The organism is Paenibacillus qinlingensis (genome assembly GCF_013204845.1).
In the GTDB taxonomy this organism is placed as follows: domain Bacteria; phylum Bacillota; class Bacilli; order Paenibacillales; family NBRC-103111; genus Paenibacillus_E; species Paenibacillus_E qinlingensis.
Genome location: NZ_JABMKY010000025.1, coordinates 64706 through 88992 on the forward strand (window position 1 = coordinate 64706; position 24287 = coordinate 88992).

20 protein-coding genes are annotated in these 24287 nt (G+C 42.7%); 18 read left to right on the forward strand and 2 right to left on the reverse strand.

Features of this window, described 5'->3' with window-relative positions:
* The first annotated feature begins 170 nt into the window (after positions 1-170).
* From HQN88_RS30460 to HQN88_RS30470, 3 genes are read left to right on the forward strand one after another with little or no spacing between them, the layout of a single operon-like run.
* Entirely contained in the window at positions 171-731 is a 561-nt protein-coding gene (locus tag HQN88_RS30460; protein WP_173119358.1) for a type II secretion system protein, read from the forward strand.
* Positions 715-1251: a PulJ/GspJ family protein gene (locus HQN88_RS30465; protein ID WP_173119360.1), complete on the forward strand. Its 537-nt coding sequence runs from the start codon at positions 715-717 to the stop codon at positions 1249-1251. Before HQN88_RS30460 ends, HQN88_RS30465 begins: the two co-directional genes overlap by 17 nt.
* An 11-nt stretch (positions 1252-1262) precedes the next feature.
* The gene (locus HQN88_RS30470) at positions 1263-3080 is read left to right on the forward strand and encodes a hypothetical protein (protein WP_173119362.1); all 1818 of its coding nucleotides are present in this window, start codon (positions 1263-1265) and stop codon (positions 3078-3080) included.
* 73 nt (positions 3081-3153) lie between these two features.
* On the opposite strand, the gene HQN88_RS30475 is transcribed toward HQN88_RS30470, so the two are convergent.
* Positions 3154-7719 (reverse strand): Ig-like domain-containing protein, encoded by a 4566-nt coding sequence (locus HQN88_RS30475; RefSeq protein ID WP_173119364.1) that lies wholly within the window; start codon positions 7717-7719, stop codon positions 3154-3156.
* Between the two features lie 303 nt (positions 7720-8022).
* Here HQN88_RS30475 and HQN88_RS30480 point away from each other — a divergent pair, with 303 nt between their 5' ends.
* The 7 genes from HQN88_RS30480 (at position 8023) to HQN88_RS30510 (ending at position 15481) form a co-directional block, all read left to right on the forward strand.
* Positions 8023-9687 (forward strand): GspE/PulE family protein, encoded by a 1665-nt coding sequence (locus tag HQN88_RS30480; RefSeq protein WP_173119366.1) that lies wholly within the window; start codon positions 8023-8025, stop codon positions 9685-9687.
* Positions 9688-9707: 20 nt separating this feature from the next.
* Positions 9708-10760 carry a type IV pilus twitching motility protein PilT gene (locus HQN88_RS30485; RefSeq protein WP_173119368.1) on the forward strand — a complete coding sequence of 351 codons (1053 nt, stop codon included), beginning with the start codon at positions 9708-9710 and terminating at the stop codon, positions 10758-10760.
* Entirely contained in the window at positions 10760-11968 is a 1209-nt protein-coding gene (locus HQN88_RS30490) for a type II secretion system F family protein (RefSeq protein ID WP_173119370.1), read from the forward strand. The genes HQN88_RS30485 and HQN88_RS30490 overlap by 1 nt, the downstream gene beginning before the upstream one ends.
* Positions 11969-11991: 23 nt before the next feature.
* A complete protein-coding gene (locus HQN88_RS30495; RefSeq protein WP_173119372.1) occupies positions 11992-12444 on the forward strand; it encodes a type II secretion system protein in 453 nt (150 codons plus the stop codon).
* A gap of 69 nt (positions 12445-12513) precedes the next feature.
* Positions 12514-13272 (forward strand): prepilin peptidase, encoded by a 759-nt coding sequence (locus HQN88_RS30500; RefSeq protein ID WP_173119374.1) that lies wholly within the window; start codon positions 12514-12516, stop codon positions 13270-13272.
* Between the two features lie 15 nt (positions 13273-13287).
* On the forward strand, positions 13288-14895 hold the full coding sequence (gene pilM / locus HQN88_RS30505) for a pilus assembly protein PilM (protein ID WP_173119376.1): 1608 nt from the start codon (positions 13288-13290) through the stop codon (positions 14893-14895).
* A complete protein-coding gene (locus tag HQN88_RS30510; RefSeq protein WP_173119378.1) occupies positions 14879-15481 on the forward strand; it encodes a type 4a pilus biogenesis protein PilO in 603 nt (200 codons plus the stop codon). Before pilM ends, HQN88_RS30510 begins: the two co-directional genes overlap by 17 nt.
* A 68-nt stretch (positions 15482-15549) precedes the next feature.
* On the opposite strand, the gene HQN88_RS30515 is transcribed toward HQN88_RS30510, so the two are convergent.
* Positions 15550-16143 (reverse strand): nitroreductase family protein, encoded by a 594-nt coding sequence (locus tag HQN88_RS30515; protein ID WP_173119380.1) that lies wholly within the window; start codon positions 16141-16143, stop codon positions 15550-15552.
* A 121-nt stretch (positions 16144-16264) separates the two neighbouring features.
* Here HQN88_RS30515 and HQN88_RS30520 point away from each other — a divergent pair, with 121 nt between their 5' ends.
* The 8 genes from HQN88_RS30520 to HQN88_RS30555 all read left to right on the forward strand — a co-directional run bounded on the left by HQN88_RS30520 (position 16265) and on the right by HQN88_RS30555 (position 24228).
* Positions 16265-16513 (forward strand): hypothetical protein, encoded by a 249-nt coding sequence (locus HQN88_RS30520; RefSeq protein ID WP_173119382.1) that lies wholly within the window; start codon positions 16265-16267, stop codon positions 16511-16513.
* 59 nt (positions 16514-16572) lie between these two features.
* Complete coding sequence (locus tag HQN88_RS30525; RefSeq protein WP_173119384.1) at positions 16573-18861, forward strand: DEAD/DEAH box helicase; 2289 nt, start codon at positions 16573-16575, stop codon at positions 18859-18861.
* A complete protein-coding gene (locus HQN88_RS30530) occupies positions 18858-20246 on the forward strand; it encodes a ribonuclease H-like domain-containing protein (protein WP_173119385.1) in 1389 nt (462 codons plus the stop codon). The genes HQN88_RS30525 and HQN88_RS30530 overlap by 4 nt, the downstream gene beginning before the upstream one ends.
* Before the next feature lie 87 nt (positions 20247-20333).
* Positions 20334-21137: an Fpg/Nei family DNA glycosylase gene (locus tag HQN88_RS30535; RefSeq protein ID WP_173119387.1), complete on the forward strand. Its 804-nt coding sequence runs from the start codon at positions 20334-20336 to the stop codon at positions 21135-21137.
* A 15-nt stretch (positions 21138-21152) separates the two neighbouring features.
* On the forward strand, positions 21153-22013 hold the full coding sequence (locus tag HQN88_RS30540) for a deoxyribonuclease IV (RefSeq protein ID WP_173119389.1): 861 nt from the start codon (positions 21153-21155) through the stop codon (positions 22011-22013).
* Positions 21988-22344 (forward strand): cyclic-phosphate processing receiver domain-containing protein, encoded by a 357-nt coding sequence (locus tag HQN88_RS30545; RefSeq protein ID WP_337995165.1) that lies wholly within the window; start codon positions 21988-21990, stop codon positions 22342-22344. The genes HQN88_RS30540 and HQN88_RS30545 overlap by 26 nt, the downstream gene beginning before the upstream one ends.
* A gap of 19 nt (positions 22345-22363) precedes the next feature.
* The gene (locus HQN88_RS30550; protein WP_173119391.1) at positions 22364-23137 is read left to right on the forward strand and encodes an ABC transporter ATP-binding protein; all 774 of its coding nucleotides are present in this window, start codon (positions 22364-22366) and stop codon (positions 23135-23137) included.
* A gap of 53 nt (positions 23138-23190) precedes the next feature.
* Positions 23191-24228 (forward strand): SAM-dependent methyltransferase, encoded by a 1038-nt coding sequence (locus HQN88_RS30555; RefSeq protein WP_173119393.1) that lies wholly within the window; start codon positions 23191-23193, stop codon positions 24226-24228.
* Positions 24229-24287: the final 59 nt, after the last annotated feature.

The window sequence follows — 24287 nt, forward strand, 5'->3', positions numbered from 1 at the left end:
TCATTCCTCTGTGGAGTGGGGCTTTTTGCTGTAGGTAGTTCATACGAAATATGCCCAAGTTGTCAATTTATAAGAAGGGGAATGGCTGTTGCGATTGAAAATATGGTACAATAGTCCTAGGTATATAGTTGTGGTACATTAATTTTATGAGAAATGGGAGTCCGATAGAGATGAATAAACGAAAAGCGAACGATGAGGGTTTCACGCTTATTGAAGTGTTAGCTGCAACTGTCATTCTGTCGGTGGCTTCACTTGCTATGATGTCCTTTTTCATCAACGCCATGTCGTTTAACAAAGGTAATCAGAATAAGACTGTGATGGTTAATTTGGCGCGTAACGCTTTATTTTATATGGAAAAGCAGCGCTTTACGGATGTGAGGGATTATTTTGCTAATGTAGACGAAGTGGAAGACGAGAATCCAGTTATTACGTTTGCAGGATGCTCATATGACAGTGCTTTACATTGTTCGCAAAGTAAAAAAAGAGACTATCTAATTAACTTCTCTGGTATACAGAACATTTTGTCGCCGAATATTAATGGACGGGATTATGAAATTACCATTACTTATCAAAAAAATATTGATCAGGAAAATTCACAAAAAAGTGAACTAAAGGGGAAAGGGAATCAATATTTGATTCCAATTCGCGTAAATGTTAAATCAGCGTCAGATCCCAATCGGAGAAATGAAGCATTCGTAGAGGGGTATGTCATCAATGAGCAAATTCGCTAATTTTATTAAAAATGATCAGGGAATGACCTTGATAGAGCTTATTGCCACTTTAACGATACTATCTCTTGTTATGGGGTCGATATATGGTGTTATCACCTTTGGGTTTACGGCTTACAACAAAGTGACAGTTGAGAATTCCTTGCGTGATGAAGCAGACATCCTCATGTCGACTATTATGTCCGAGTTATATACTTATGGTCCAACTTCTGTTCAAAGCAATGTGGATGATAATGGTTTAACGTTAGAACGTAAGGGGACATTCGTTACAGAAACAGTACCTAATAAACAAATTCTAATAAAAAATGGGACCCTCTTTATCAAGAATGATACCGATGCAGAGGGGATAGGAGCTATTTCAGATCTGAAGTCACACTTGTTGGCGGGTTCCAAAATCGAATTGGATTGTGGTAGGGCCACCTCGTGTACGGATGGATTAATCAGTATTGTTCTTGTACTTCAACAGAGTGACCAGAAGCAGCAACTACATCAGATAACGACAGAGAGTCGATTTGGATTCTAGGAGGGGAACTCATGAATCGCTGGAAAGATGAACAAGGTGCAGCACTGTTAATCGTTCTTTTTATGATTATTGTATTTACTATGCTGGGTATGGCTGTTCTTAGCGCAAGTTTAGGCGGGGCGATAAGAACGGAAACAAAGCAAAGGGATGTGCAAAGTTTACATCTTGCTGAGAAAGCATTGAATGAAGCAGTAGCAATTCTTAAAGCTAATTTAGATGGTGAGGATATTAGTCCAGATGCGATATCTTATCAAATTAGAGATGATATTCTGCCCAAAATTAATGGGAATATTATGAAGACGGGATATCAAGAGAAACCTGTGATTAATGCAAGTGTCAGCGGTAACCCACCTGTCGTCCTCGTAGAAGCTACAGCTACCGTAAACGGCGTGAAAAGGACACTTGAACAGCAAATAAAGATTAATACGTATCCGGATATGCTGAATTATGCTGCGGGTTCGGAAGGTAATCTCATTCTAAATGGTTCACCTTATTTTCTGAATGGTGATTTGTACGCGGGTGATAAACTGAAAATTAAAAATGAAGCTAACTATCTCTATAACGACCCGAATGAAAAAAGTGAGTCAACAAAGTTTCCGGTTTTAAATGGAAGAGCCTTTGTACAATCCTTTGATAAATTCACCTATTGTGATGGGAAGAATGGAACAATAGATTGCACTAACAATTATGTGTCTATAAGTCATACGTCGGACTCAGGTGTAACAACAATCCCTGTTGTACTGAACACGGAGAAAGATAATGTGCAATTTAAGTCAAAGGAAAGCTTTGTTCAGCTAAATATGGATGAATCATTTATTGATAAGGTAACGGAGGCTCTAAACGGGGATAGTGCTTTACGAACACTTGTCCAAACAAAGTATTATGAAAGTATCCCTAATTTAATAACTTATATCGATGATAGTTTACCTGAACCGCAGAAGTTACCAAGTTTGCCACTCAATCCAGAAGTTGACGATGTCAAAAACTATAATACTAAGCTCCAAACGTTTATCGATACGATAAACACATTTGAGCTAGGCGGAATTACTGTGCTCTATAAAGGTAATTTTAATATGGGCATAGGGGGAACATTTTCGCAACTTATATATACCCCTGATGCGAAGGGGAGCCGAACAGGACATTTATCCAATGCTGCTCCTTGTTTAGAAACCTATTGTAATAGCAATTGGTTCATTATTGATGGTGACTTAAACATCGAGCCTACAGCAGACAATTCGCCAATAAAAATCAGAGGGAATATTCTAGTTACAGGGAATGTGAATATTCAAGGGAACGTCGATATTGATGCTACGATCTTTTCGCTTAGTAATTATCAAGCGACTTCTTCGGATAGTAAAGCGGGTGTTGTTCCATTGAAAATTACCACTGGTGTGGAAATCAGTGATGCGAGTATTAAAGGTCTTAACAATAAAGAGTTGTTGCTCATGTCAAAGGGTAAAATATTAATTACTCGTGTGAATTCGTTTAAACCTCTTCCATCTTCTGGATATCCTAGTACAAGTAATGATATTACTAGACTAGATGCTTTCTTTTATACAGAGGATGATGCTGAGTTGTATGGAGTAGGCTCAGTGTTCTGGATAAAAGGCGGATTCTTTGCGAGGGGAGATCTAACGATTAATGCTTTAAGAGGAAATACCGAGCCGGATATAAACTCTAAAATTGTTGCTTTAGGGCAAACCAATGATCAAAAATTTTCACGTTTTATCATTGATTACAAACAGGACATTTTCACTAACCAGAATGTTGGCCTTCCACGTGTAAGAGGGATTAACCTGAAAACAAGTAAGAAAGTTCAAACGCATTAGAACTAATCGATGTAAAGAAAAGGCTATACCGAGTTTTCCTCGGTATAGCCTTTTCTGTGTGGCATAATCGGAATTAATACCGATTATCAAATTGCTTTTGTACAATGACACGAACCGTACCTAATATCTGTTGGTCATCAAGGTATCTAAGAGTTACATCCGTAGTGCCTGCTTTCGTCCCTGTTACAACACCGTTGCTTAGGGAGACGATAGTAGGGTCAGCGATGATCCACTCTAATCGGTCTTTGAGCTCATCGCGCCATTTCGTTGGCGTAATAACAGTCTGAGACCAGATGTCTGATGTATTTTTATCCGTGTTTAGGACTAAACGAATGGGCCCATCAGGTAATTTAATATTGGTTAACGTTTGTATAATAGCTACGTTTCTAATATCTTCTTTACCGCCAACGAGAACTCTTACTTTAATGGTTCCTTTCGTATCTCCCGTAAGAGTAACGTTCTGGGTGCTGTCTGTATTTAATGTCGCGGAGCCAGTTGAGCCAGCTTCTTTGATGATGAACCATTTAAATCCAGTGTGAACAGCATCTGGACGCTGAATGAGAGCTGTAAGATTGACAGATGAACCTTTATCAACGGAAATCGTACTCTGTGCGTTATCCCTCTCATCAGGTTCGCCATTAACTTGACGTTTAATGGAAACGGAATTAACTGGATTCTCCACAGTTACTCGAAAGTTCGCTGAGTATTGCTTACCTTCATTAGTATCAATCGTAACTGTCCCTGTTACCGTACCTACTTTGGCACCTGTTATGGATCTTGTAAGAATGGCATCACCTTTAAATACAACAATAGACTGATTAACATCATCTAATTTCCAAGTGCTCTTAATGGGAACCTGGTGAATGAATTCAGTGGATACCTGTAACGTTACTGGGGTATCCTCTACTTTTATTTGTACAGGAGTATTAATGGAAATCGCAGGATCAATGACACGGATCTCTATTTGATCGGACAGATTACTTCCATCACGAGCGCTTACGGTAATTGTTGCATTTCCAGCCGACTTAGCTTTGATCGTTGCAAGACCTTCATTAGAGCTTGTATTAGAGCTTGTTTGCAAGATTTCAATTACATTAGAATCCGATGAATGCCAGTCAAATGATGGATTAGTTGCATAACCCGGTTGATAGTAGGCATGTAAGATGGATGAGTCACCGACTTCGTATCTTGTCTCGCCTTCAAGGTCCAAAGAAGTGACGGGAGCCAAGACAGTTACGCCATACGTTTGTTTATAAGTCTTTCCTTTGTCTGTTGTTATTGTAAGGGTAACGACTACTTGTCCAGGTGATTTCCCCCAAAGGACACCATTATTCTGGGTATTTGTAATCTCGCTGAACATAGCGATGGTGTCATTGGATGATTGCCAGTAAATGGTCTTGATATTTTCATTTGCGGTTACAAGCACAGATCTTAATTCAATGGGTTGATTAACATTCACCACAGATGGACCTGTGATATTTAGGCCAGGTATGATGACAGTCACTGTGGCTGTGGCTTGCAATCCACTTCCATCTTTCGAAACAGCCGTGATGTTGGCAGTACCGGCTTGGTTACCAGTTACGATGCCAGTGTCATCGACGCTTACGATAGATGGTGCATTCGATGACCATGTGTAATCCGTATCTCTTATAAATGTGGCATCATCTGGTTGATATTTTGGGATTAACTTTGTTTTGTCGTCCTTCGCGATGGTTAATCCATCTAAGGCTAAACTTGTTAATTTCGTGAAAGCCGTCAGTAAACGGTTTGTAAAAAGAATAGTTTGCTCAGTTGCAGTACTGTAATCCTTAAAGCTCAAAGTCGCATTGGTTAAAGAGTAATTACCGTTGTCTAGCGGTTGTATTTGAATTGAAAATAAACTATTATCCCCTATGAATTTGGTTCCGACTTGCCTATAAGGAATGTCTGGTAAGTTACCTTCAATTGTATACCCTGTAGCTACAGTACCGGATTTAGAGAATCCTGCTGGCATGTTAATGATTTCTAATTTTGCAGGCAACTTTTCTTTAAAATGGATTCTTTTAATGGTAAGATCGCCCACATTAATGGCCGTATTGTAATCCATTGCAATTGGTGTTACAGCGTATTGAATCGTAACTGGCGTGTTTTTCTCAACACGATCATTTGATAGGGTCCGCGTCGGATTCAATCCCGTAGAAGTAATAACCTTGACTAACACACTTTTGGTTTCTTTTGCACCACTTGGATCTACGGTAGAAACAGTAATTGTCAGGTCTCCACCTCGATTAGCCAATGGATTTGAATAAGTTCGTGTGACGGTTTCTCCTTTGGGTTTTTCTAAATTGGACAGAACTGTATCTACTTGCGTTGAACCATTCGCTTTTTGGTAAGTAAACGTTACTGTAGATGTGACCGTCTTATCATCTAAATCCAAATCATCAGGCTTGAAGCTGACGGAAATATCGCTATTTGCTGAGATATAGTTTTTGGAGTTATCGCTGAAAGCGGCTGGTGACAAAATGTCTAATGTAGGTTTATGGTTGGAACCAATAAAGGCCCGATACATCGTGTTTACGAACAGCTTCTGTTCCCAATCTGGGAAGGAGCTATTTGTTGTTGTATTTACGAAATTATGTCCTGTTCCTGAATATGTTACGTTCCCCTTGGAGTAGGTATAGTAATGGTTCCAGCTGTCTTCGATATCGCGGGGGTCCCCTTTAATGTTGTACCACGGAATGACAGTTGGATCGTCCAAGTTGAGTCGGAAATATTGATCATGTGTGGTCGCAACCGCAGTTGTCATATCGCTAATAAAGAAAGGGAATTGCGTAAGTAGACCCTCATTTACTTTGACAGTAGACGTAGACGTATGAGGTGCATTGAGCCCCATGTTCGTCATTGGACCAATTTGCCCAGTAGCTGATTGGAAATAGTTAATCCATGTCTGATTCCCTTGATATACCGTATCATGCGTGAACATGACTCCTTGCTTCGTAGCAATGAAGGATTTGACAGCCTCGGCAGCGGTGTTAGAAATATCGCCCGTTCCATTATAGGAATCATTGAAACCGAATATGACCATATCGTATTTACTATTTAGTGTACTGTAGATCGTCGAATTAAAGGAGCTGAAATCAGTGACGGAAAGATTAATATCATAATCACTTGAGTGCAAGTATGTTTGGTTCATGTTCGTACTTTTGAGTAAGCTGCTTGTTAAAGCTGTAGATTGTGAGTTCGGTAACACTTGCAGTACATTAATCGTCGGTTTTTGGTCCTTGTAGCGGAATACGCCAGATGCTGTATCCTTCAGCTTTCCTGTGCTGGTCTGGTCTACAAGCTCTAGCCGCCAGTAGTATAAGCCAGAATAACCTTTGGGTAGTGTGAAACTAATTGTGTTGTTCGTTAATGCAGTTACAGGTACAGTTTGAACGATGTTCGATGCGCTGAATCTCAAGACACTGTCAGTGCCCAAATAAAGATTCGCTACTAGGTTGCGTTGCGCGAGATTGCGTACATTGGAGACGTTGAATGTATAAGTTAAAGTATCGCCAGCGGTATATGTTGCGTTTCTATTTATACTGTTGGTGTAGTCCGTAGGTGCGGATATTAAATTGAGTTGAGGTCTTACATTGGCGTTCATAAGCAGATTTGTTTTGGTCAGAAAAGCAGTAGTTGATGCTAAATCAGTTTGATTTACGAAAATAACATTGCTCTTTGGAGTAGTTGTATTATACGGATTAAATAAGTTGAATAGCTTTCCGCGATTGCTAATGGGATTCAAGTAGCTTTGATATAGAGCTCCGCGTTTCTGTGTGGAATCACTGTAAACGATAACGGGCAGTCCTTTATTAATGTATTTCTCGGTGATTTCGGTCGCCTTTAAGTTTGTAATGTCATTTTCTTCATATCGCGTATTATGATTATTTCCTGTTTCAGAAGTGGGATTGAACAAGCTATTACCGAAATAAATAGCATCATATTTCCCATCCAATTCATCACGAAGTGCGACGAACTTTTTGATACTCATCGTTTCAAGCTGAAGGCTTGTGTTCGTTCCCAAAATGGAAGATAAATCGGAAATAACTGAGTTTGCTTCTCCGCTCGATGGTTTCTCCAAATCTTTGATTTCAAGAACCTTTAAGGGTTTAGTGAGATCGAAATAAGTTACTTTGAATTTGGCAGCATTTGCAGTTGAAGTGTTTGGAGTTATGGGATTATTATTACTCGGTGAATTGAGAAAATTAAAGGATAAAGATTTGAAAGAAATTGTTCCATCAGTATTAGTGAACTGTTGAAATTTCTCCGCCGTTCCAACGGTATTTGCAGATGCTTGTATGGAGTTATTTTCACTAGAACCAACACTAATATAACGATTGTTTGTACGCGATTTTAAAGCTACATTACCATCGCCCTGATCGATGACGTCAAATAATTCACTAAACCAAGGATTAGTTTTGTTGGCCTTTAATTTAGAGTTATCGTTTGTATCGACCGAAACAAACTTGTTATTAGAAGTCTGCAAACTAACTGTAACCGAATCTCCCGTTGCTGCAACTGCTGTCTGGGTAAACGATGATCCTTGAAACCAACTAAACATCGATGCGAGTAAAGTGGCAATTAATACAAAACTTATTCTTTTATATAAGGTCCTCAATCGATCATCTCCTCTATTATTAAATACTCATGAAATATATAGGACTATTTTACTACTTATAGATACAGTTTGTGTACATAATATCGAAAAAAATTGTGAATAATTTATATTTTAATTTTAAATACCTATTTACTTGTCGATTTTAGGGGATTATCTTCAAATAAACACGAGAATGTGTATTCACTATATGACTTTGATGATGTATAATAGGTCAATAGAATTATATTATAGGTAATAAGGCCTATATCGTTTGGGTAAATGACAACTCTATTTACCTCGTAACCAGGGATGGAGCTGATGGGTATGGCACTGCTTAGAAAAAGATTAGGTGATTTGCTAGTCGATAGTGGAATTATTTCGGAGGCTCAACTTCAAGAAGCGCTTCAAGAACAACGGAAAACGAAACAAAAACTAGGTGACTTGCTAATCACGCAAGGCTATATCACCGAACAACAATTAATTGAAGTTCTTGAATTTCAACTCGGCATCCCACATGTGAGCTTGTTCAAATATCAGATTGACCCTGAGATTACAAAAATCATTCCAGAAAGTATGGCAAGGCGTTACCAAGCCATTCCCCTCACTAAAGATGGCGGAAAGCTAATGGTCGCGATGGCGGACCCGCTTGATTATTTTGCTATCGAAGAAATGCGCATGAGTACGGGCTATCGTATTGAACCGGCAATCACGAGTAGAGATGAGTTGCAGCGTGCAATTGCGAGGCATTACGGTCTCCAAGATTCAATGAGTCAAATGTTGACGGATATGCCTACGACGGAAGATATCAAAGAAACAGAAATCACTGACGAGGATTCTCCGATCGTTAGACTCGTAAATCAGATGATCCAGCAAGCTGTGCAGTTGAAAGTATCTGATATTCACGTGGATCCAGGTGAAACCAGTCTTGTGATCCGTTATCGGGTGGATGGCCACCTTCGAACGGAACGTGTCATTCCAAAGCAGATGCAAGGCTTTATTACGGCAAGGTTGAAAATTATGGCCAAGCTGAACATTGCTGAACGAAGACTGCCTCAGGATGGTCGAATCAAAATGCAAGTTGATTTTAAACATGTTGATATTCGTGTGTCCTCTTTACCAACGATTCACGGCGAGAAAATTGTACTTCGATTACTTGATCTATCCACAGGTGTTAAACCGATAGACCAGCTTGGCTTTGGTGAACGGAACATGGGTGTATTTAGAGAAATGATTGAGCAGCCTTATGGAATCTTGCTGATTACGGGTCCCACTGGAAGTGGAAAGACAACGACCCTCTACTCTGCACTTAGTCACTTGAATCGAGAGAATGCGAACATTATTACGATTGAAGACCCTGTCGAATATCAATTGCAAGGTATTAACCAAGTTCATGTAAATCCTACGATTGGTTTAAGCTTCGCTGCAGGGCTGCGCTCGATTCTGAGGCAAGATCCGAATATCGTGATGGTCGGCGAGATTCGTGATTCAGAAACTGCTGAGATCGCCATTCGAGCGTCGTTGACAGGTCATTTGGTACTATCCACCCTACATACGAACGATTCCGTGAGTACAATTACGCGTTTCAGAGATATGGGAGTTGAACCGTATTTAATTGCTTCGTCTTTGATTGGTGTAGTCGCGCAGCGACTAGTTCGAAGAATTTGTCCAGAATGTAAAGTTGCCTATGTACCAACGGAACAAGAATCAATTTTTATGAAAAACAAAGGTATTAGTACGGATCAATTACATAAAGGCGCTGGTTGCGGCAACTGTAATCGAACGGGATATCGAGGTCGATTCGCCATTCACGAAATTCTCGTGGTAAACGAAGAACTACGTCAATTAATCAGTAATAAAGCAACTGTTCAAGAAATGAGAGCAGTAGCGCAAGAGCATGGCTTGATTCAATTGATGGATGATGGCATAGAGAAAGTGAAAATGGGTATCACAACCTTGCAAGAAGTTATTCGTGAGACTGTTGCTTACTAAAATGAAGGGAGGTGGACTTCATGTCTAATTCGTTAGTACAAATATTGGATTTGCTGAAGCAAGCTCACGAGACGAAAGCTTCGGACTTACATTTATCTGTTGGGTCTCCTCCCGTATTACGTGTACATGGAACACTGCAATTGGTCGGACAAGTAGCTTTAACGGCGGATGAAACGCGGTCGATGGCGGAAGTTTTATTAAGTGCCGCACAAATCGAGCGATTCCAAGAAGCGGGTGAGATTGACTTTTCCTACGAGCTAGAAGGGCATTCGAGATTTCGGATTAATGCCTATCGTCAAAGAGGACGAGTTAGTGTGGCGATTCGTACAATTCCTACTGCGATACCATCACTTGAACAGTTGCAGCTGCCATCCATTATTTCTACGTTGGCGTTAAAACCGCAGGGCCTAGTGCTCGTAACAGGACCGACAGGAAGCGGGAAATCTTCAACCTTAGCGGCCATGATCAATTACATCAATCGCAAAGAGAAAAAGCATATTGTCACGCTCGAAGATCCAATCGAGTTTCTCCATACACATGCCTCATCGATTATTGATCAACGGGAAGTCGGGAGTGATACCAAATCATTTTCGAATGGTTTGCGAGCTGCGCTGCGTCAAGATCCTGATGTTATTTTGGTAGGGGAGATGCGAGATCTTGAAACCATTGCTGCAGCAGTTACTGCTGCCGAGACAGGACATCTGGTTTTTGCAACGTTACATACATCGGATGCCCCACAAACCATTGACCGGATTATCGACGCGTTTCCTGCCCATCAGCAAGGACAAATTCGCGTTCAGTTAGCTGCTGTTCTTGTTGCCGTCATTTCGCAAAGGCTATTCCCAAGACCAGGTGGCCAAGGACGCTCTTGCGCAACGGAAATTATGATTAATACACCTGCTGTGGGCAATTTGATTCGTTCGGAGAAAATACATCAGATCAAGAGCGTCATGCAAACAGGTAAGAATCAAGGCATGCATACGTTAGAGATGGCGATCAAAGAACAAATCCAGCAGGGGCTCATAGATCCGATAGCAGCAAGAGCGTATCTTGCTGAAGGTGGTGTCATGTAATGTCTGAGTACGTGTATGAAGTACGAGGTCTCAGTGGCAAGCAGCATAAAGGTAAAATAACGGCTTCTGATAAGCCGACTGCCGTGGATGAGCTTCGTAAAAAAGGGTATATCGTTCTCTCTGTGAAAGAGGAGCAATTCAAAGCGTTAAAGACGGAGATTTACATCGGAAATCCCGTCAAAACGATTCATTTTATCGTCTATTGCCGCCAATTTGCTACATTGATCCGAGCGGGTGTAAATATCGTAGAGGCTACTAGTATTTTGGCGGCTCAAACCGAAAGTAAAGCACTCAAAAAAGCGTTAATCGAAGTAGCTTCGAGTATCTCTAAGGGGGTTTCATTCTCCCAATCGATATCGGAGCACAAAAGGATTTTCCCTGCAATGTTTATCAACATGGTTCGAGCAGGTGAGGAGACCGGAGATTTGGAAGGGACATTAGATCGTTTAGCCAAATTCTTCGAGAAAGAGCACGTGACGCGAGAGAAGATTAAGTCGGCGATGACGTATCCAGCAACTGTTGGCGGATTATCGATTGTTGCTGTTATCTATCTCTTGAAGTCAGTTGTGCCACAGTTTGTAAGTACATTTGAATCCCTGCATGCAGAGTTGCCTCTGATCACACGAATAGTGTTGTCTCTGAGTAACAGCATTCAGAATAAGTGGCTGATGTGGTTAGTCGCAATATTGGCTATAGTGCTCGTCTATCAGGTTGCCAAACGCAACGTTAGAGGCGCTTATGCGATTGATTATTTGAAGCTTAAAGTTCCGGTATTCGGTAAGTTGAAGCAGAAAGGGTCAGTAGCATTGATGACTAGAACGCTAGCATCGCTATATGCGAGTGCTGTTCCTGTGTTACAGTCGTTGGCCATCGTAGAAGAGGTGGTAGACAACAAGGTGATCGGTGGTTTTATTCGTAAATCAGCGGAGTCGTTGCGTCAAGGGAACCCACTTTCGGAACCACTCAAACAAGCATGGGTTTTTCCACCGCTTGTTACTCAGATGATAGCCATTGGCGAAGAAACGGGTTCTTTGGATCAAATGTTAGAAAAGATTGCGGATTTCTACGAAATGGATGTTGAGAATACGGTAGATCGTTTGAAATCGTTGTTAGAGCCGCTATTACTCGTTGTGTTATCAGGACTTGTTGGTGGGATTGTTGCAGCGATTATGCTGCCGATGTTCAGTATGTATTCGAATTTAAGTTAAATAAAAATGTGGAGGTAGAGATTATGTTAATTAAAATGATGAATCGTTTGAAAAAGGAAGAGAAAGGCTTTACGTTGATTGAGTTATTGGCGGTTATCGTTATTTTGGCGGTTATTGCGGCGATTGCGGTGCCTTATATTTTGGGGGTAATTGATAAGTCCAAAGCTAGTGCAGATGCAGCTACCTATCATCAGATTTACGAGGCTTCGAGATTGTACATAACAGCTGAGAAAGGTGATATAACGGCTGACATTACAGTAGGTCTTAGTACACTTGTCGATGGCGGGTACTTACCAGATGGACTTGTAATTCCGAGTACAAAAGCTAAAATAACAGCTGGTGAACTCAAATTTAGTTCTGTAGGAAAGCTGACTAATTTTGAATTAACTACAAAAGTAGGTTCTGCAACTCCTGTAATACTCAAGACTCCTGATGATATTGCATTAGATACTGTTATTTCTGGAACGAAAAACTAAAATCATTCAAAAAAGGAATCGGTCCATTCCGATTCCTTTTTTAAAATCAAACGAAAGCGACCCAAACACATGACGATTTTAATCGCGATTTATGTTTTCATCCTTGGTCTTGTTCTAGGTTCGTTCTTTAACGTAGTTGCGTTACGCGTGCCAGCGAAGCAATCCATCGTCAAGCCGCCATCCGCATGCCCATCCTGTGGAACGCAATTGAAAAAGAAGGATCTGATCCCGGTGATCAGCTATCTTTTTAGCCGTGGAAAATGTCAGTATTGCCAGGCGAGGGTTTCCATTTTATATCCAATTGGAGAGCTTGCAACGGGTTTATTATTCCTTTGGGTGTACGTGCATGTGGGTCTGTCAGCAGAAGTGTTAGTAGGTTTTGTACTGGTAAGTTTATTAGTTATTATTACGATTTCGGATGTAACTGTAATGCGAATACCGAATCAAGTTTTACTTTTTTTCTTTCCTATTTGTGTAGTCGTGAGAGTTCTTGTGCCAGATGGACAGGCGTGGTGGAGTTATGTGCTTGGATCTGTAATTGGATGCGGGATTGTTGTCATGATCTCCCTTATAACGCGCGGTGGAATGGGAATGGGGGATGCCAAGCTCCTGTTGGTTTGCGGCTTTGTCGTAGGTTTGCCCCATATCCTTGTGGCTTTTGTTTTAGCATGTCTGATCGGTAGTCTCATTGGTGGATTACTGCTGCTGTTAAACATCATTAAGAGAAAACAACCGGTACCATTTGGCCCCTATTTGGCAGTGGGCATTCTTATTTCATATGGATATGGATCGGATCTTATACAAGCGTACCTTAATTTAATCGGATAGCAGGATGTGATGGACATGTTCGGTCTAGGTAATAAACGAATCGGGATCACAATTGATCAAACAGGTGTCCGATATGTAACGATCAAGAAGAAAAAGTCGTGGGAGATAGGGACTAGCGGCTATTTGCCAATCCCACCAGGCATTATTGTTGAAGATCATATTATGAATTCAGAGTCATTAAGTTTGCAAGTAAAACATTGGGTCAAAACGGAGAAAATTCGTGGGGCTTCGGCCACTCTTGCAATCCCAACGTCTCAAATTATTATTCGTAAAATGCGTATTCCGAGCATTAAGGCTGCTGAACTTAGCCAGCTTGTAGAGCTAGAGGTAGAAACGGCACTCCGATTACCTTTTGAAGATCCCGTTTATGACTTCATTAAGGTCGGACATGATGATGAGAGTACACAAGTACTGGTGTTCGCTGCACCTAAGAAATTAATCCAGAGCTATGTGGACGTCTTTGAAGATGCAGGCATTCATGTCAGAGCCGTTGAAATATCAGCGACAGCCCTTGCCAGAGCGATTTCTGCGCATCAGCAAGATTTTATCCATGAATCAATGCTAATCTCATTGGATAGAAATTCACTTGAAGTGTATATGCTGCAATATGGTAATCCCATCTTCATGCGTACGATATCGTTAATGGATCATGCTGCCATGGATACAGATGAACTTACTTCCGATCAGGTTGGCGAAATAATTGCCGAGATATCAAGAATGTTGAGCTTTTATCAATACAGCATTCAAGAAGGGGCAAGCCGAATTTCGCATATCATCGTAACGGGGGCAAATGAGACTAGAATTCAACTGCATAGAGAACTTCAGTTGGGGCTTTCTGAACTTCATGTAGATACTGTTGATTTTGATACTTTGACCAAAAGCCGATTCAAAGATTTCAATGCCAATGCATTTCGTGTAGCTGCGGGTGTAGCTATGTTCTCAAAGCGAAATGCTTACATTAATCTGCAGCCGCATCGGAAAACAGAGACTCGAATTAAGCTGTTCGTTCTGTGGATTTTTGTCGTTGCATGGATCGCTTGCATGGGTATTAGTGGTTACACCTACTGGGAAAATAGTAAAGAAATGAAGGCAAACACTTCCAAGCTTGTTCAGTTGAATCAGAATAAAGCGATCCTAGAGGCAAAATTATTGGTGAAACCGGAGCTTTCCTCCGATCCAGCCAATTTCATTGCTACAATGAAAGCTTCTCGTAAAGATGTGGTCGTGATAACAAATGATCTGATGAAGCCCTTGCCGGTAGACGGTCGCATCACTACGATGGCCTACTCGGCAGATTCACAGATATCGTTAACCGTTCTTTTTACTAAAATGGAAGATTCAGCGCGTTATTTGTATGATCTTCGCAAACTTACCTTTGGGGAGAATGCGTTGCTGCAATCCATCACAGAGTCCGTGAATGGGAAAACAACATTGAATGGCGCTGCGGACAGTAGTTCGTCAACTGAGGATAGAACTGACTTAAACGTGAATTTATCAGGAGATAAGCAATATGTCGTGAATTATTCCATTTCTTTGAAAAAGGAAGCGGCAAAGGATTCTGCGAATAAGGCTGCAACGACGGATGTGAAAGGGGCTGCAGCAACGAATGTCCAACAAAAATAATCAACAAACATTGCTAATTTTTGTCGCCGTTTTGCTTTTTTTAGGGCTATTCGCCTTTTATTACTTTGTACAAATTCCTTCCTCAACAAAAGTGAAGAATCAAGCGAATGAAGTCAGCAATCTAGATAAACAAATTCAACTCCTTACGCAAAAAGTGAGTGAAAAGCAAAAATCAAACCCAGGTCCATCAATGAAAGATGTGCAGGCCGCGCTTCCGCTGTGGGATAATACAGAACAATTAACACTCGATTTAAATAAAATTAAAAATGATCAGAACGTTACTTTTAGCAGTATTGCATACAGTATGAATGAAAAATCGGCTCAGCCAGCAGAAGCGACGAAAAAGAATGCCTTTCCGAATATTCGTGAGATTAAAGTAACAACGACTTTAAATGGAACGTTTAAAGAAATTTCAGCTGCGCTCACACAGTTGCAATCCCTGCCGCGTTTGATCAATGTGGATGCTGTCAACTATGGTAATTTACCGAAAGAGGCAAACAAGAAAATTACGGTAAATCTAAGTTTTACTACTTATTTCGATCCTTCTTATAAATCGAAGGTAGATAAAATTGAATCACCGTATTAAGGGTGGAAACAAAACAGGGCACCACTTGTCATAAAGTGATGTCCTGTTTGTCGTTAACAGATTAGGTATTACTCGAATTGTCCTGCGTAAACAAACTCGCTTACTTCACGTCTTCCAGATGGAATTTCACGTTCTTGCAATTTTTCAGGAAGGGCATCCGCAGGACCGCGATAACCGATAGCAATAACAGCGTGAAGTTGATAATCCGCTGGGATTTGCAGAGTTTCTCGTGCTTGGTCAGCCTCGAACCCGCCCATTGCGTGTGTGATAAGTCCTTGATTATTCGCTTCAAGTGCTAGGTAACCCCATGCTGTACCCGCATCGAAAGCGTGGCTAGGGTTGTCCGTTCCTTTAGGTGTTTTGGTATGGGAGATCACGAGTGCAAGGACAGGGGCCTTCTCACACCATACAAGATTGAAAGGGTTAATGAATGTATGGAATTTAGCCAGTTGTTCAGGTGTACGGGCAACAATGAAACGCCAAGGCTGATTATTACTTCCCGATGGTGCCCAACGTGCAGCTTCAAATAGACTTAACAGTACTTCTTCCGAGACTTCTTGGTTCGAGAAGGAACGCGGGGACCAACGCTCAAGAAACTGAGGATTAATTTCATGGTCAGGTTGTCGATGAGTTTCAATTTCATTAGGTAATGATGTGGACATTAGTTATTCCTCCTTATTGTGTATCTCATCCTAATTTTACCTTATTATAAGTTTGATTACGAATTTCTCAATTTTTCGTTGACTTGTATGCCATTGGCGCAATTTGGCAAAGATAGTTGTTGTGAACATGATGGACCAAGAAGAGGTGCGAGAAGCCGTGAATTTCACGAGTCATGATGTCATTATTATTGAAAGAGCTTTAAGAACTGCCATGAAACATGATCGAGAAGAGCACCGTTCGAGAGACTATCAAGAAGTTTTGTTCAAAATGCAAGAAAGTGCCAACCAAGCGCTGTCAGTCACAGCTCAGATCACAAGTGAACATGATGGCCTACGATACGATTATGATGATTCAGCTGATTTGATGTAGACATGCGAACGTATATTCTGTAAAATGGAAGAAACGAAATGGGTAAGGAGATTCGGTTTATGAATCCTTTCACAGGTAAGGTTTCTTCAATGATAGAGATGATTGACGGGTTGCGTAAATCGCCTGAAATCATGCAACAAGTTACATATTGGCATACGATACCCCCAAGAGATCCGAAACTGGCTGATTTTCCAGAAGGATTGCATGAGGGTATTTGTGTTGCGCTTCGACATAAAAACATCGGGCAATTATATACGCATCAGGCGGAATCATTTCGCCAAGTGACGGCAGGCAATCATGTTGTTACTGTAACTCCGACAGCGTCTGGGAAGACGCTTTGCTACAACTTGCCCGTTCTTCAGAAGATTTTGGAGAACGACGCTTCGCGAGCGCTCTATTTATTTCCTACTAAAGCGCTGGCGCAAGATCAGGTAGCAGAGTTGCAGGAAATGATCGAATTTATGGACGTGGATATTAAGACGCATACGTATGACGGTGACACACCACCAACAGTTCGGCAAGCGATACGAAATGCAGGACATATTGTCGTCACGAATCCAGATATGCTGCACTCCGCCATCCTCCCGCATCATACCAAATGGGTGAAGCTGTTCGAGAATTTAAATTACATTGTGATAGATGAAGTTCATTCCTATCGGGGTGTATTTGGTAGTCATGTCGCGAATGTAATTCGCAGGCTGAAACGGATTTGCCGCTTCTATGGTTCAAATCCGCAATTTATTTGTGCTTCGGCAACGATAGACAATCCGAAAGAGCACGCTGAGCGTCTGATCGGTGAAACCGTTGCATTAATTGATAATAATGGTGCGCCGGCAGGTGAGAAGCATTTTGTATTCTATAACCCGCCTGTTGTGAATCAACAGCTGGGAATTCGTAAAAGTTCCGTCTTGGAAACACGCACGCTAGCAGGCAATTTGCTGCGAAGTGGGATCCAGACGATTGTATTTGCTCGCAGCCGCGTGCGTGTGGAGATCTTGCTGACCTATTTGCAAGAGCTCGTAAGTCACGAGCTTGGAAGCAAGTCAATCCGCGGCTATCGCGGCGGATATCTCCCGAAGCTGCGCAGGGAGATCGAAAGAGGCTTACGCAGCGGGGAAATCCGCGGCGTTGTGAGCACAAACGCGCTGGAGCTGGGCATTGACATTGGTCAGCTGCAAGCGTGCGTGCTTAATGGCTATCCTGGCACGATAGCCAGCACTTGGCAGCAGTCCGGGCGCGCCGGACGGCGGCAGGAAACCTCGCTGACGATTCTCGTCGCGAGCAGTAATCCTCTGGATCAGTATTTGATCCAGAATCCGCGCTATTTCTTTGAGCGTCCGCCAGAGCAAGCGCGCATCCATCCCGATAACCTGATCATTCTCGTGGATCATGTGAAGTGTGCGGCCTATGAGCTTCCTTTCGAAGCGAATGAGAAGTTCGGGGAGGAGTCGCTCACCGATGTTCTGGAGTACTTGACTGAGGAGCAGGTGCTGCACCAAGTCAATAATCGTTGGTATTGGATGGAACAGTCGTTTCCTGCGCATAACATTTCATTACGCTCTGCGGCGCAAGAAAATTTTGTCATTATAGATATGACTAATGGCCATCGCGTGATTGGGGAATGTGATCGTTTCAGTGCGCCAACCTTGATTCATGAAGAGGCTATTTATATACATGAAGGCATACAATTCCAAGTAGAAAAGTTGGATTACGAAGAGAAGAAAGCGTTCGTGAGGCAAGTGAATGTGGACTATTTCACGGATGCGAGTATGGCTGTACAGCTAAAGGTGCTTCACGTGAATCGGGAGGGTCGTGTTGGTGGTCTACTTCGTCAACTCGGCGAGGTGACTGTGAATGCGCAGCCAACGATTTTCAAGAAAATCCGTCTGCGCACGCACGAGAATATCGGCTCGGGGCCGATTCGATTGCCAGAAGAGGAGCTTCATACGAGCTCCTATTGGTTCACTTTCGACGAGGCGATGGCGGCAGGACGATCGGCCAATGACATGCAGCATGCGCTGCTTGGCATTGCTAATGTCCTGGCGCATCTAGCGCCACTCTATTTGATGTGCGACCCGATGGATATTCGGGTCGTTCCGCAAGTGAAGGCAGTGCACAGCAAGCTGCCGACGGTGTTCTTCTACGATCGCTACCCAGGCGGCGTGGGGCTTAGTGATCGGCTGTACGAGGTCCACGGACAGCTGATGGATCAGGCGCGCAGCCTGATCAAGAGTTGCGGTTGCATCAGCGGCTGCCCGGCCTGTGTTGGGCCGATCGAAGAGGTCGGCCTGCTGGGCAAGAAGCTCGCGCTGGAGCTGCTCGCAGAGCTCGATGGCGGTGCCCGATGAGCGGGCTCCGCGAAAGGCTCGGCCGCCTGCGGGGACCCGCAGCGGCTGGTGTAACACCGCCGCCCCCGCCGGAGGCAGGGGGCGAATGGGCGCAGCTCGGCGCCCATATTGCGACGAGCCCAGCGGGCTCGTTCGTCATGCGGCGCCGCCAGTACGGCGCGGACAGCGTGCACGGCAACTATCGGCTGCGTGAGCTCGCCGATGTTGCTGCGCAGCTGTCCTGCTTTCACGAGCGAGACGCCGTCGTCCGGCTCGAAGAACTGCTCTTCTTCGACACCGAGACTACCGGACTCGGCGTCGGTGCTGGCAACGTGCCGTTCATGGTCGGCATCGGGTACTATACGGGCGAGCTGTTCACGGTAGAACAGCTCATGATACGTAATCCAGCTGAGGAGCATGCAATGCTGGTGTACTTACAAGAACTGTTAGGACGATACACGCATATCGTCTCCTATAACGGTCGTACGTTCGATTGGCCGATTCTCAAGAATCGATTCGTTCTTAATCGTCTGAAGCTAGATGACTCGGAGCTGCTTCAGCTTGATCTTCTTTATGCTTCACGAAGTCTGTGGCGTAATACGCTACCCTCTTGTCGGTTGAGTAAGGTGGAAGAGAGCAGATTAGGTTTTGAACGCGTAGATGATGTACCAGGGTCGATGGCTCCAGCGTTATATTTTCAATATTTAGCTGAGAAGGATCCAGCTGTTCTTCAAGGTGTATTTATTCATAACGAACACGATATTGTAACATTGGCTGCGTTGACGGTCCATTTTGGCAATTTGCTGCGCCCAGATGAGAATGAGTCCGATCTTTTTTCCAATCTTGACGTGGAAGAACTCTTTCGAACAGGACTTTGGCTCGACAAAATGGCAAGGCCTGCCAAGGCAGAGCAATATTTTAATGTGTTATACGAGAAATTACTAAATAACGAGGCTTCCGTGCAGTCAGCTGAACAAGAAACTGCCTTGCTTCAATTGGCCCACTACTATAAAAAAATTGGTCAATATAACCGTGCGCTCGAGCTGTGGAAACAGGCTATTTTACTTAAACCTGCAAGTATTTCGTTACAGCTAGAGCCGTATTTAGAGCTTGCTATGTACTATGAGCACCGCGAGAAGGATTTGAGCCAAGCTGTCTTTTATGCAGAAGAAGCGTGGGCACGGCTTTGGCGGCGACGTGCGCTTCATCGAGGTGATCAGAAAATCAATGAGATTGAAGAGGCTTGGGAGAAGCGGCTTGCACGTTTGCAACAGAAAATGCGAAAGAAAGAGATGAGTTTACGAGCGCAAGCAGATTCATTTTCATCATCTTCGGACACTAGGAAAATAACGAGAAGAAGCAAAAAGGCACCAAAACCCACTTACGTCAGCGAGGGCTTAATTTAAGAACTGTAGCCATATTTCCATAGAACGCGTTTACGCAAACCGCCAATTGGTTATACAAGTTATAAAAATGGCAAGGAGTGTTCTCTCGTGCCTGAGCTTCCGGAAATGGAAACGTATCGTCAGCAGTTGACACGATTAATCATTGGTGTACCGATTACGGGAGTCGATGTGACACGCCCGAAATCCTTGAATGTAGCTCCTGAAGAATTCGCAGAGAAGCTTATCGGCAATCGGATTGTACGGATTGAGCGCAGAGCCAAACACCTACTATTTCATTTGGCTACAGGTGAAGTTTTACTGTTACATCTGATGCTTGGCGGATGGATGTTCTTTGGTACCCAAGAAGAGAAACCAGATCGCACAATTCAAGTGGAGATTCATTTAGGAATAAAGAGTTTATGTTTTATTGGTTTGCGCTTAGGTTACTTGCATCTTCACACGCCAGAGGTAATCCAAACGCTCTTACAAAAGCTTGGACCAGAGCCATTCGAACTTAACTTCATTCAATTTCGAAATGTATTGAGGCCTAAGCGGGGAAATCTGAAAGTGACTTTTGTGGATCAAACTGTACTTTCAGGAATAGGGAATTGTTATTCCGATGAGATTTGCTTTGAAGCGGGGCTGCTCCCTTTGCGAAAGGTACACGCTCTTACCGAAAATGAACTACATCAGCTCTACCAAGCTATGCAGGCTTTACTTCGTGAAGCGATTGCCGTCGGTGGCTATATGGAAGAACCTTTATTCATGGGAGATCGTTTAACAGGACAATATAATCCGAAATGTCGTGTCTATGATCGAAAAGATGAGCCCTGTTTCCGATGTGGGAGGCCTATCATTCAAACCGAAGTCACAAGCCGCAAATGTTTTTATTGTGCCCATTGTCAGAAGTGAAAGGTCGGATTGAACATGTTTATCGGAGCACACGTAAGAACGCGAGGTGGATATTTGAATGCAGCCAAAACTGCCCTTTTAATGGGTGCAAAGGCCTTTCAATATTTTCCGATGAATCCGCGTAGTTTGGCTACGAAAGTTATCGATCATAAAGATGCGAACGCGTGTGCTCAATTGTGTTTGGAAAATGGCATTATCTCTATCGGGCATGCTCCTTATGCATTAAATCCCGCTGCAGATGAGACTGAACGCGAGATCATGGTTAACTTACTTAGAAATGGCCTAGACATTACAAATGCCTGCGGTTCTGTTGGACTTGTGGTACATTTTGGTAAATATGCAGGAAAAGACCCGTTACAAGGCTACAAAAATATAATACAATGTTTGAATAGTGCTACTGAGGGTTACACGGGAGCTTCTTTCATATTGCTTGAAAATCAAGCAGGTGAAGGTTCCCAACTGGGGCTGACCTTTGAAGAAATGGTGCAAGTTCGTAAGCTATGCGATAAACCTGAGAAAATTGGCTTTTGCTTAGATACGTGTCATGCTTACGCTAGTAGGCTTTGGCAAGGAACGGATTGGGCTGAGCTTGAGTTCAAGGGAGATCAGCTAGATTATCTACCTCATCTGAAAGCAATTCATTTGAATGATTCGGTGCATCCATGGGGATCGCGCCGTGATCGACACGCCAACATTGGGTCGGGACATATTGGCATTTCGAATTTTCAAAGCCTCTTACACTCTCCTTACGTACGAGAAATTCCTATTGTACTTGAGACAAGTACTGGGAGTGATGGCACGCATCGTGAAGAGATTGCGTTCATAAATTCGTTGTTGGAAAGGAAATGTGATGATGATTCATGTATACTTAGATGATTCGCGTCCTTGTCCCCAAGGATTTGTATTAGCCAAAGATGTGAAAGAATGCATTACATTGCTTCAGGAATATGAAGTAGACATCTTATCTCTGGATCATGATTTGGGTTGGATGTCGAAGCAAACGGGCATGGATGTTGTCATTTGGTTGATTCAGCAAAGTAAATTCCCAAGAACAATTTATATTCATACCTCTAGTCCTTCCGCTTGCACACAGATGTATCAGATGCTTTATGCTGTCAAGCCAGATGAAATGGGGCTATATGCACATCGTATGCCTGATGAAGTATTGATGGGGGTTGCACAAGGAAGCTATCCAAGTAAACCGTAATATGAAAGGAAAAGAACTTATGATCCATTTATCCGATATTCATTTTATACGTGGAGAACGCCATATTTTAAACGATGTGAATGTACATATCGAATCCGGTGAACACTGGGTATTGCTGGGCCGAAATGGCTCTGGCAAAACAACGCTTCTTGAAATGATGAATGGCTATGAATTTCCAAGCCGTGGCACAGTCGATGTACTCGGAAACCGCTACGGTCAATGTGATGTACGGGAAGTTCGTAAGAAAATTGGCTATATTTCGCAATCTCTTTTCGAAAAATTAAGCTTAATTGATCCAGTGCTTGAGGTCGTTGCAACAGGTGAATATGCTTATTTGCGATTCTATCAAGAAATTCCACAGGAAGTGAAAGACCGGGCGCTGGAAATGCTGACTCGTGTACGTATTCCACATTTGGCAGACCAACCATTGGGAAGCCTTTCACAAGGGGAACGTAAAAAAGTTATGCTTGCAAGATCCTTAATGAGTAAGCCAGCGATTCTCGTTATGGATGAGCCTGCTGCGGGATTGGATTTGTTTGAGCGTGAGCGGTTTTTATCTGACGTCAATGAACTTAGTAAACAAGATGTAACAGTTGTCTATGTCACTCATCACATCGAAGAAATCATGCCTTTATTTACGCATGTTGCGATAATCGAGCAAGGTGAATTAATTGCCTCTGGACGCAAGGAAGATGTTCTGACACCTGAGAATATTCATAAAGCTTTCGGAATCCATGTTGCCTTGGAATGGTTCCAAGATCGTCCATGGATCAAGGTTATTGAGGACAAATAGGTTTATGTAGTAAGTTAGTGAAAACGAATGTAGATTACTCAAAGGATGCGGCTATGACACAATTAACGACCTATATTGGAACCTCGAATCATGGGTTCGCACAATATGCGCAAGATGAACTGCGTAAGTTATTTCCACTTACCAAATTTACGTTACTGGTACCGACAGAAGTGTTTTATTTCCAAGTACCTGAAGATACGACAGATGCCATTTCTACCCTGCAAGAGAATGAACCCATCTTTCTAAGACATGTTCAACCTGTTCATCAAGAATGGGAGCTTACCCGCACGGATGCTGACATTGCACATTTGACAGCTTGGCTTCGTGAATCCTATGCCGCTGGTTTATTCGGTTACGGCGAGAAAATTGCCACGCAAATTCGAAAAGAGGAGCGGGCTGATGTTCCTTATGCACCTTTTGCTATTAAGGCAGCCATAGATGAGATCCTCACTTCGGAATGTGGCGGAGAACCGGTTGTCCGTTATGCAGACCATATTATTTCCGTGTACATAAGTGCCAAAAAGGTCTACGTCGGTATTTCAAAACCAAGTGAAAACTTATCAGATTGGTCTGGTGGAGCGATCCGTTTCATGAAAGAAGAGGATCAAATTTCACGTGCCAAATTTAAGCTTTTGGAAGCGGAGCAACGGTTCGGAATCGATTTCAGTGTCGCTCGTAAAGCGATTGATATTGGAGCTGCGCCTGGTGGATGGACGTCTTTACTGCTAGAGCGTGGGCTGAAAGTTACAGCGATTGACCCGGCTGCGATGAACCCACGGCTACTTGGCAATCCATTGCTGACCTTCCTGAAGAAAAATGCTAATGATGTAAAGCTGCGAGAAAATGAGTTTGATTTACTTGTCTGCGACATGAGCTGGGATCCGCGGCAAATGGGGCGTCTTGTGTCGGATTTGCTTTTTTCTTTGCAAAGTGGCGGAACAGCGATCGTTACCGTAAAGCTTATGCATAAAAAACCGTTCCAAACGGTTCGCGATATTCTGCACATTTTCGAAGATTCGCTTTTCCTCTTGAAGGCGAAGCAGTTGTTTCATAATCGGGAAGAGTTGACACTTTATTTGCAGAAAATATAAAAAACGGAAAATAGCTAGATTTTCCAATAGCCCTCCCTTATAATCAAGAGCATTATGAC

What these genes read in the sequence shown, in the direction of transcription:
- HQN88_RS30460 (WP_173119358.1), top strand. Translation starts at nt 171, where the DNA reads ATGAATAAACGAAAAGCGAACGATGAGGGTTTCACGCTTATTGAAGTG.
- HQN88_RS30555 (WP_173119393.1), top strand. Translation starts at nt 23,191, where the DNA reads ATGACACAATTAACGACCTATATTGGAACCTCGAATCATGGGTTCGCA.
- HQN88_RS30500 (WP_173119374.1), top strand. Translation starts at nt 12,514, where the DNA reads ATGACGATTTTAATCGCGATTTATGTTTTCATCCTTGGTCTTGTTCTA.
- HQN88_RS30530 (WP_173119385.1), top strand. Translation starts at nt 18,858, where the DNA reads ATGAGCGGGCTCCGCGAAAGGCTCGGCCGCCTGCGGGGACCCGCAGCG.
- HQN88_RS30550 (WP_173119391.1), top strand. Translation starts at nt 22,364, where the DNA reads ATGATCCATTTATCCGATATTCATTTTATACGTGGAGAACGCCATATT.
- HQN88_RS30510 (WP_173119378.1), top strand. Translation starts at nt 14,879, where the DNA reads ATGTCCAACAAAAATAATCAACAAACATTGCTAATTTTTGTCGCCGTT.
- HQN88_RS30465 (WP_173119360.1), top strand. Translation starts at nt 715, where the DNA reads ATGAGCAAATTCGCTAATTTTATTAAAAATGATCAGGGAATGACCTTG.
- HQN88_RS30470 (WP_173119362.1), top strand. Translation starts at nt 1,263, where the DNA reads ATGAATCGCTGGAAAGATGAACAAGGTGCAGCACTGTTAATCGTTCTT.
- HQN88_RS30525 (WP_173119384.1), top strand. Translation starts at nt 16,573, where the DNA reads ATGAATCCTTTCACAGGTAAGGTTTCTTCAATGATAGAGATGATTGAC.
- HQN88_RS30515 (WP_173119380.1), bottom strand. Translation starts at nt 16,143, where the DNA reads ATGTCCACATCATTACCTAATGAAATTGAAACTCATCGACAACCTGAC.
- HQN88_RS30545 (WP_337995165.1), top strand. Translation starts at nt 21,988, where the DNA reads ATGATGATTCATGTATACTTAGATGATTCGCGTCCTTGTCCCCAAGGA.
- pilM (WP_173119376.1), top strand. Translation starts at nt 13,288, where the DNA reads ATGTTCGGTCTAGGTAATAAACGAATCGGGATCACAATTGATCAAACA.
- HQN88_RS30540 (WP_173119389.1), top strand. Translation starts at nt 21,153, where the DNA reads ATGTTTATCGGAGCACACGTAAGAACGCGAGGTGGATATTTGAATGCA.
- HQN88_RS30490 (WP_173119370.1), top strand. Translation starts at nt 10,760, where the DNA reads ATGTCTGAGTACGTGTATGAAGTACGAGGTCTCAGTGGCAAGCAGCAT.
- HQN88_RS30480 (WP_173119366.1), top strand. Translation starts at nt 8,023, where the DNA reads ATGGCACTGCTTAGAAAAAGATTAGGTGATTTGCTAGTCGATAGTGGA.
- HQN88_RS30485 (WP_173119368.1), top strand. Translation starts at nt 9,708, where the DNA reads ATGTCTAATTCGTTAGTACAAATATTGGATTTGCTGAAGCAAGCTCAC.
- HQN88_RS30495 (WP_173119372.1), top strand. Translation starts at nt 11,992, where the DNA reads ATGTTAATTAAAATGATGAATCGTTTGAAAAAGGAAGAGAAAGGCTTT.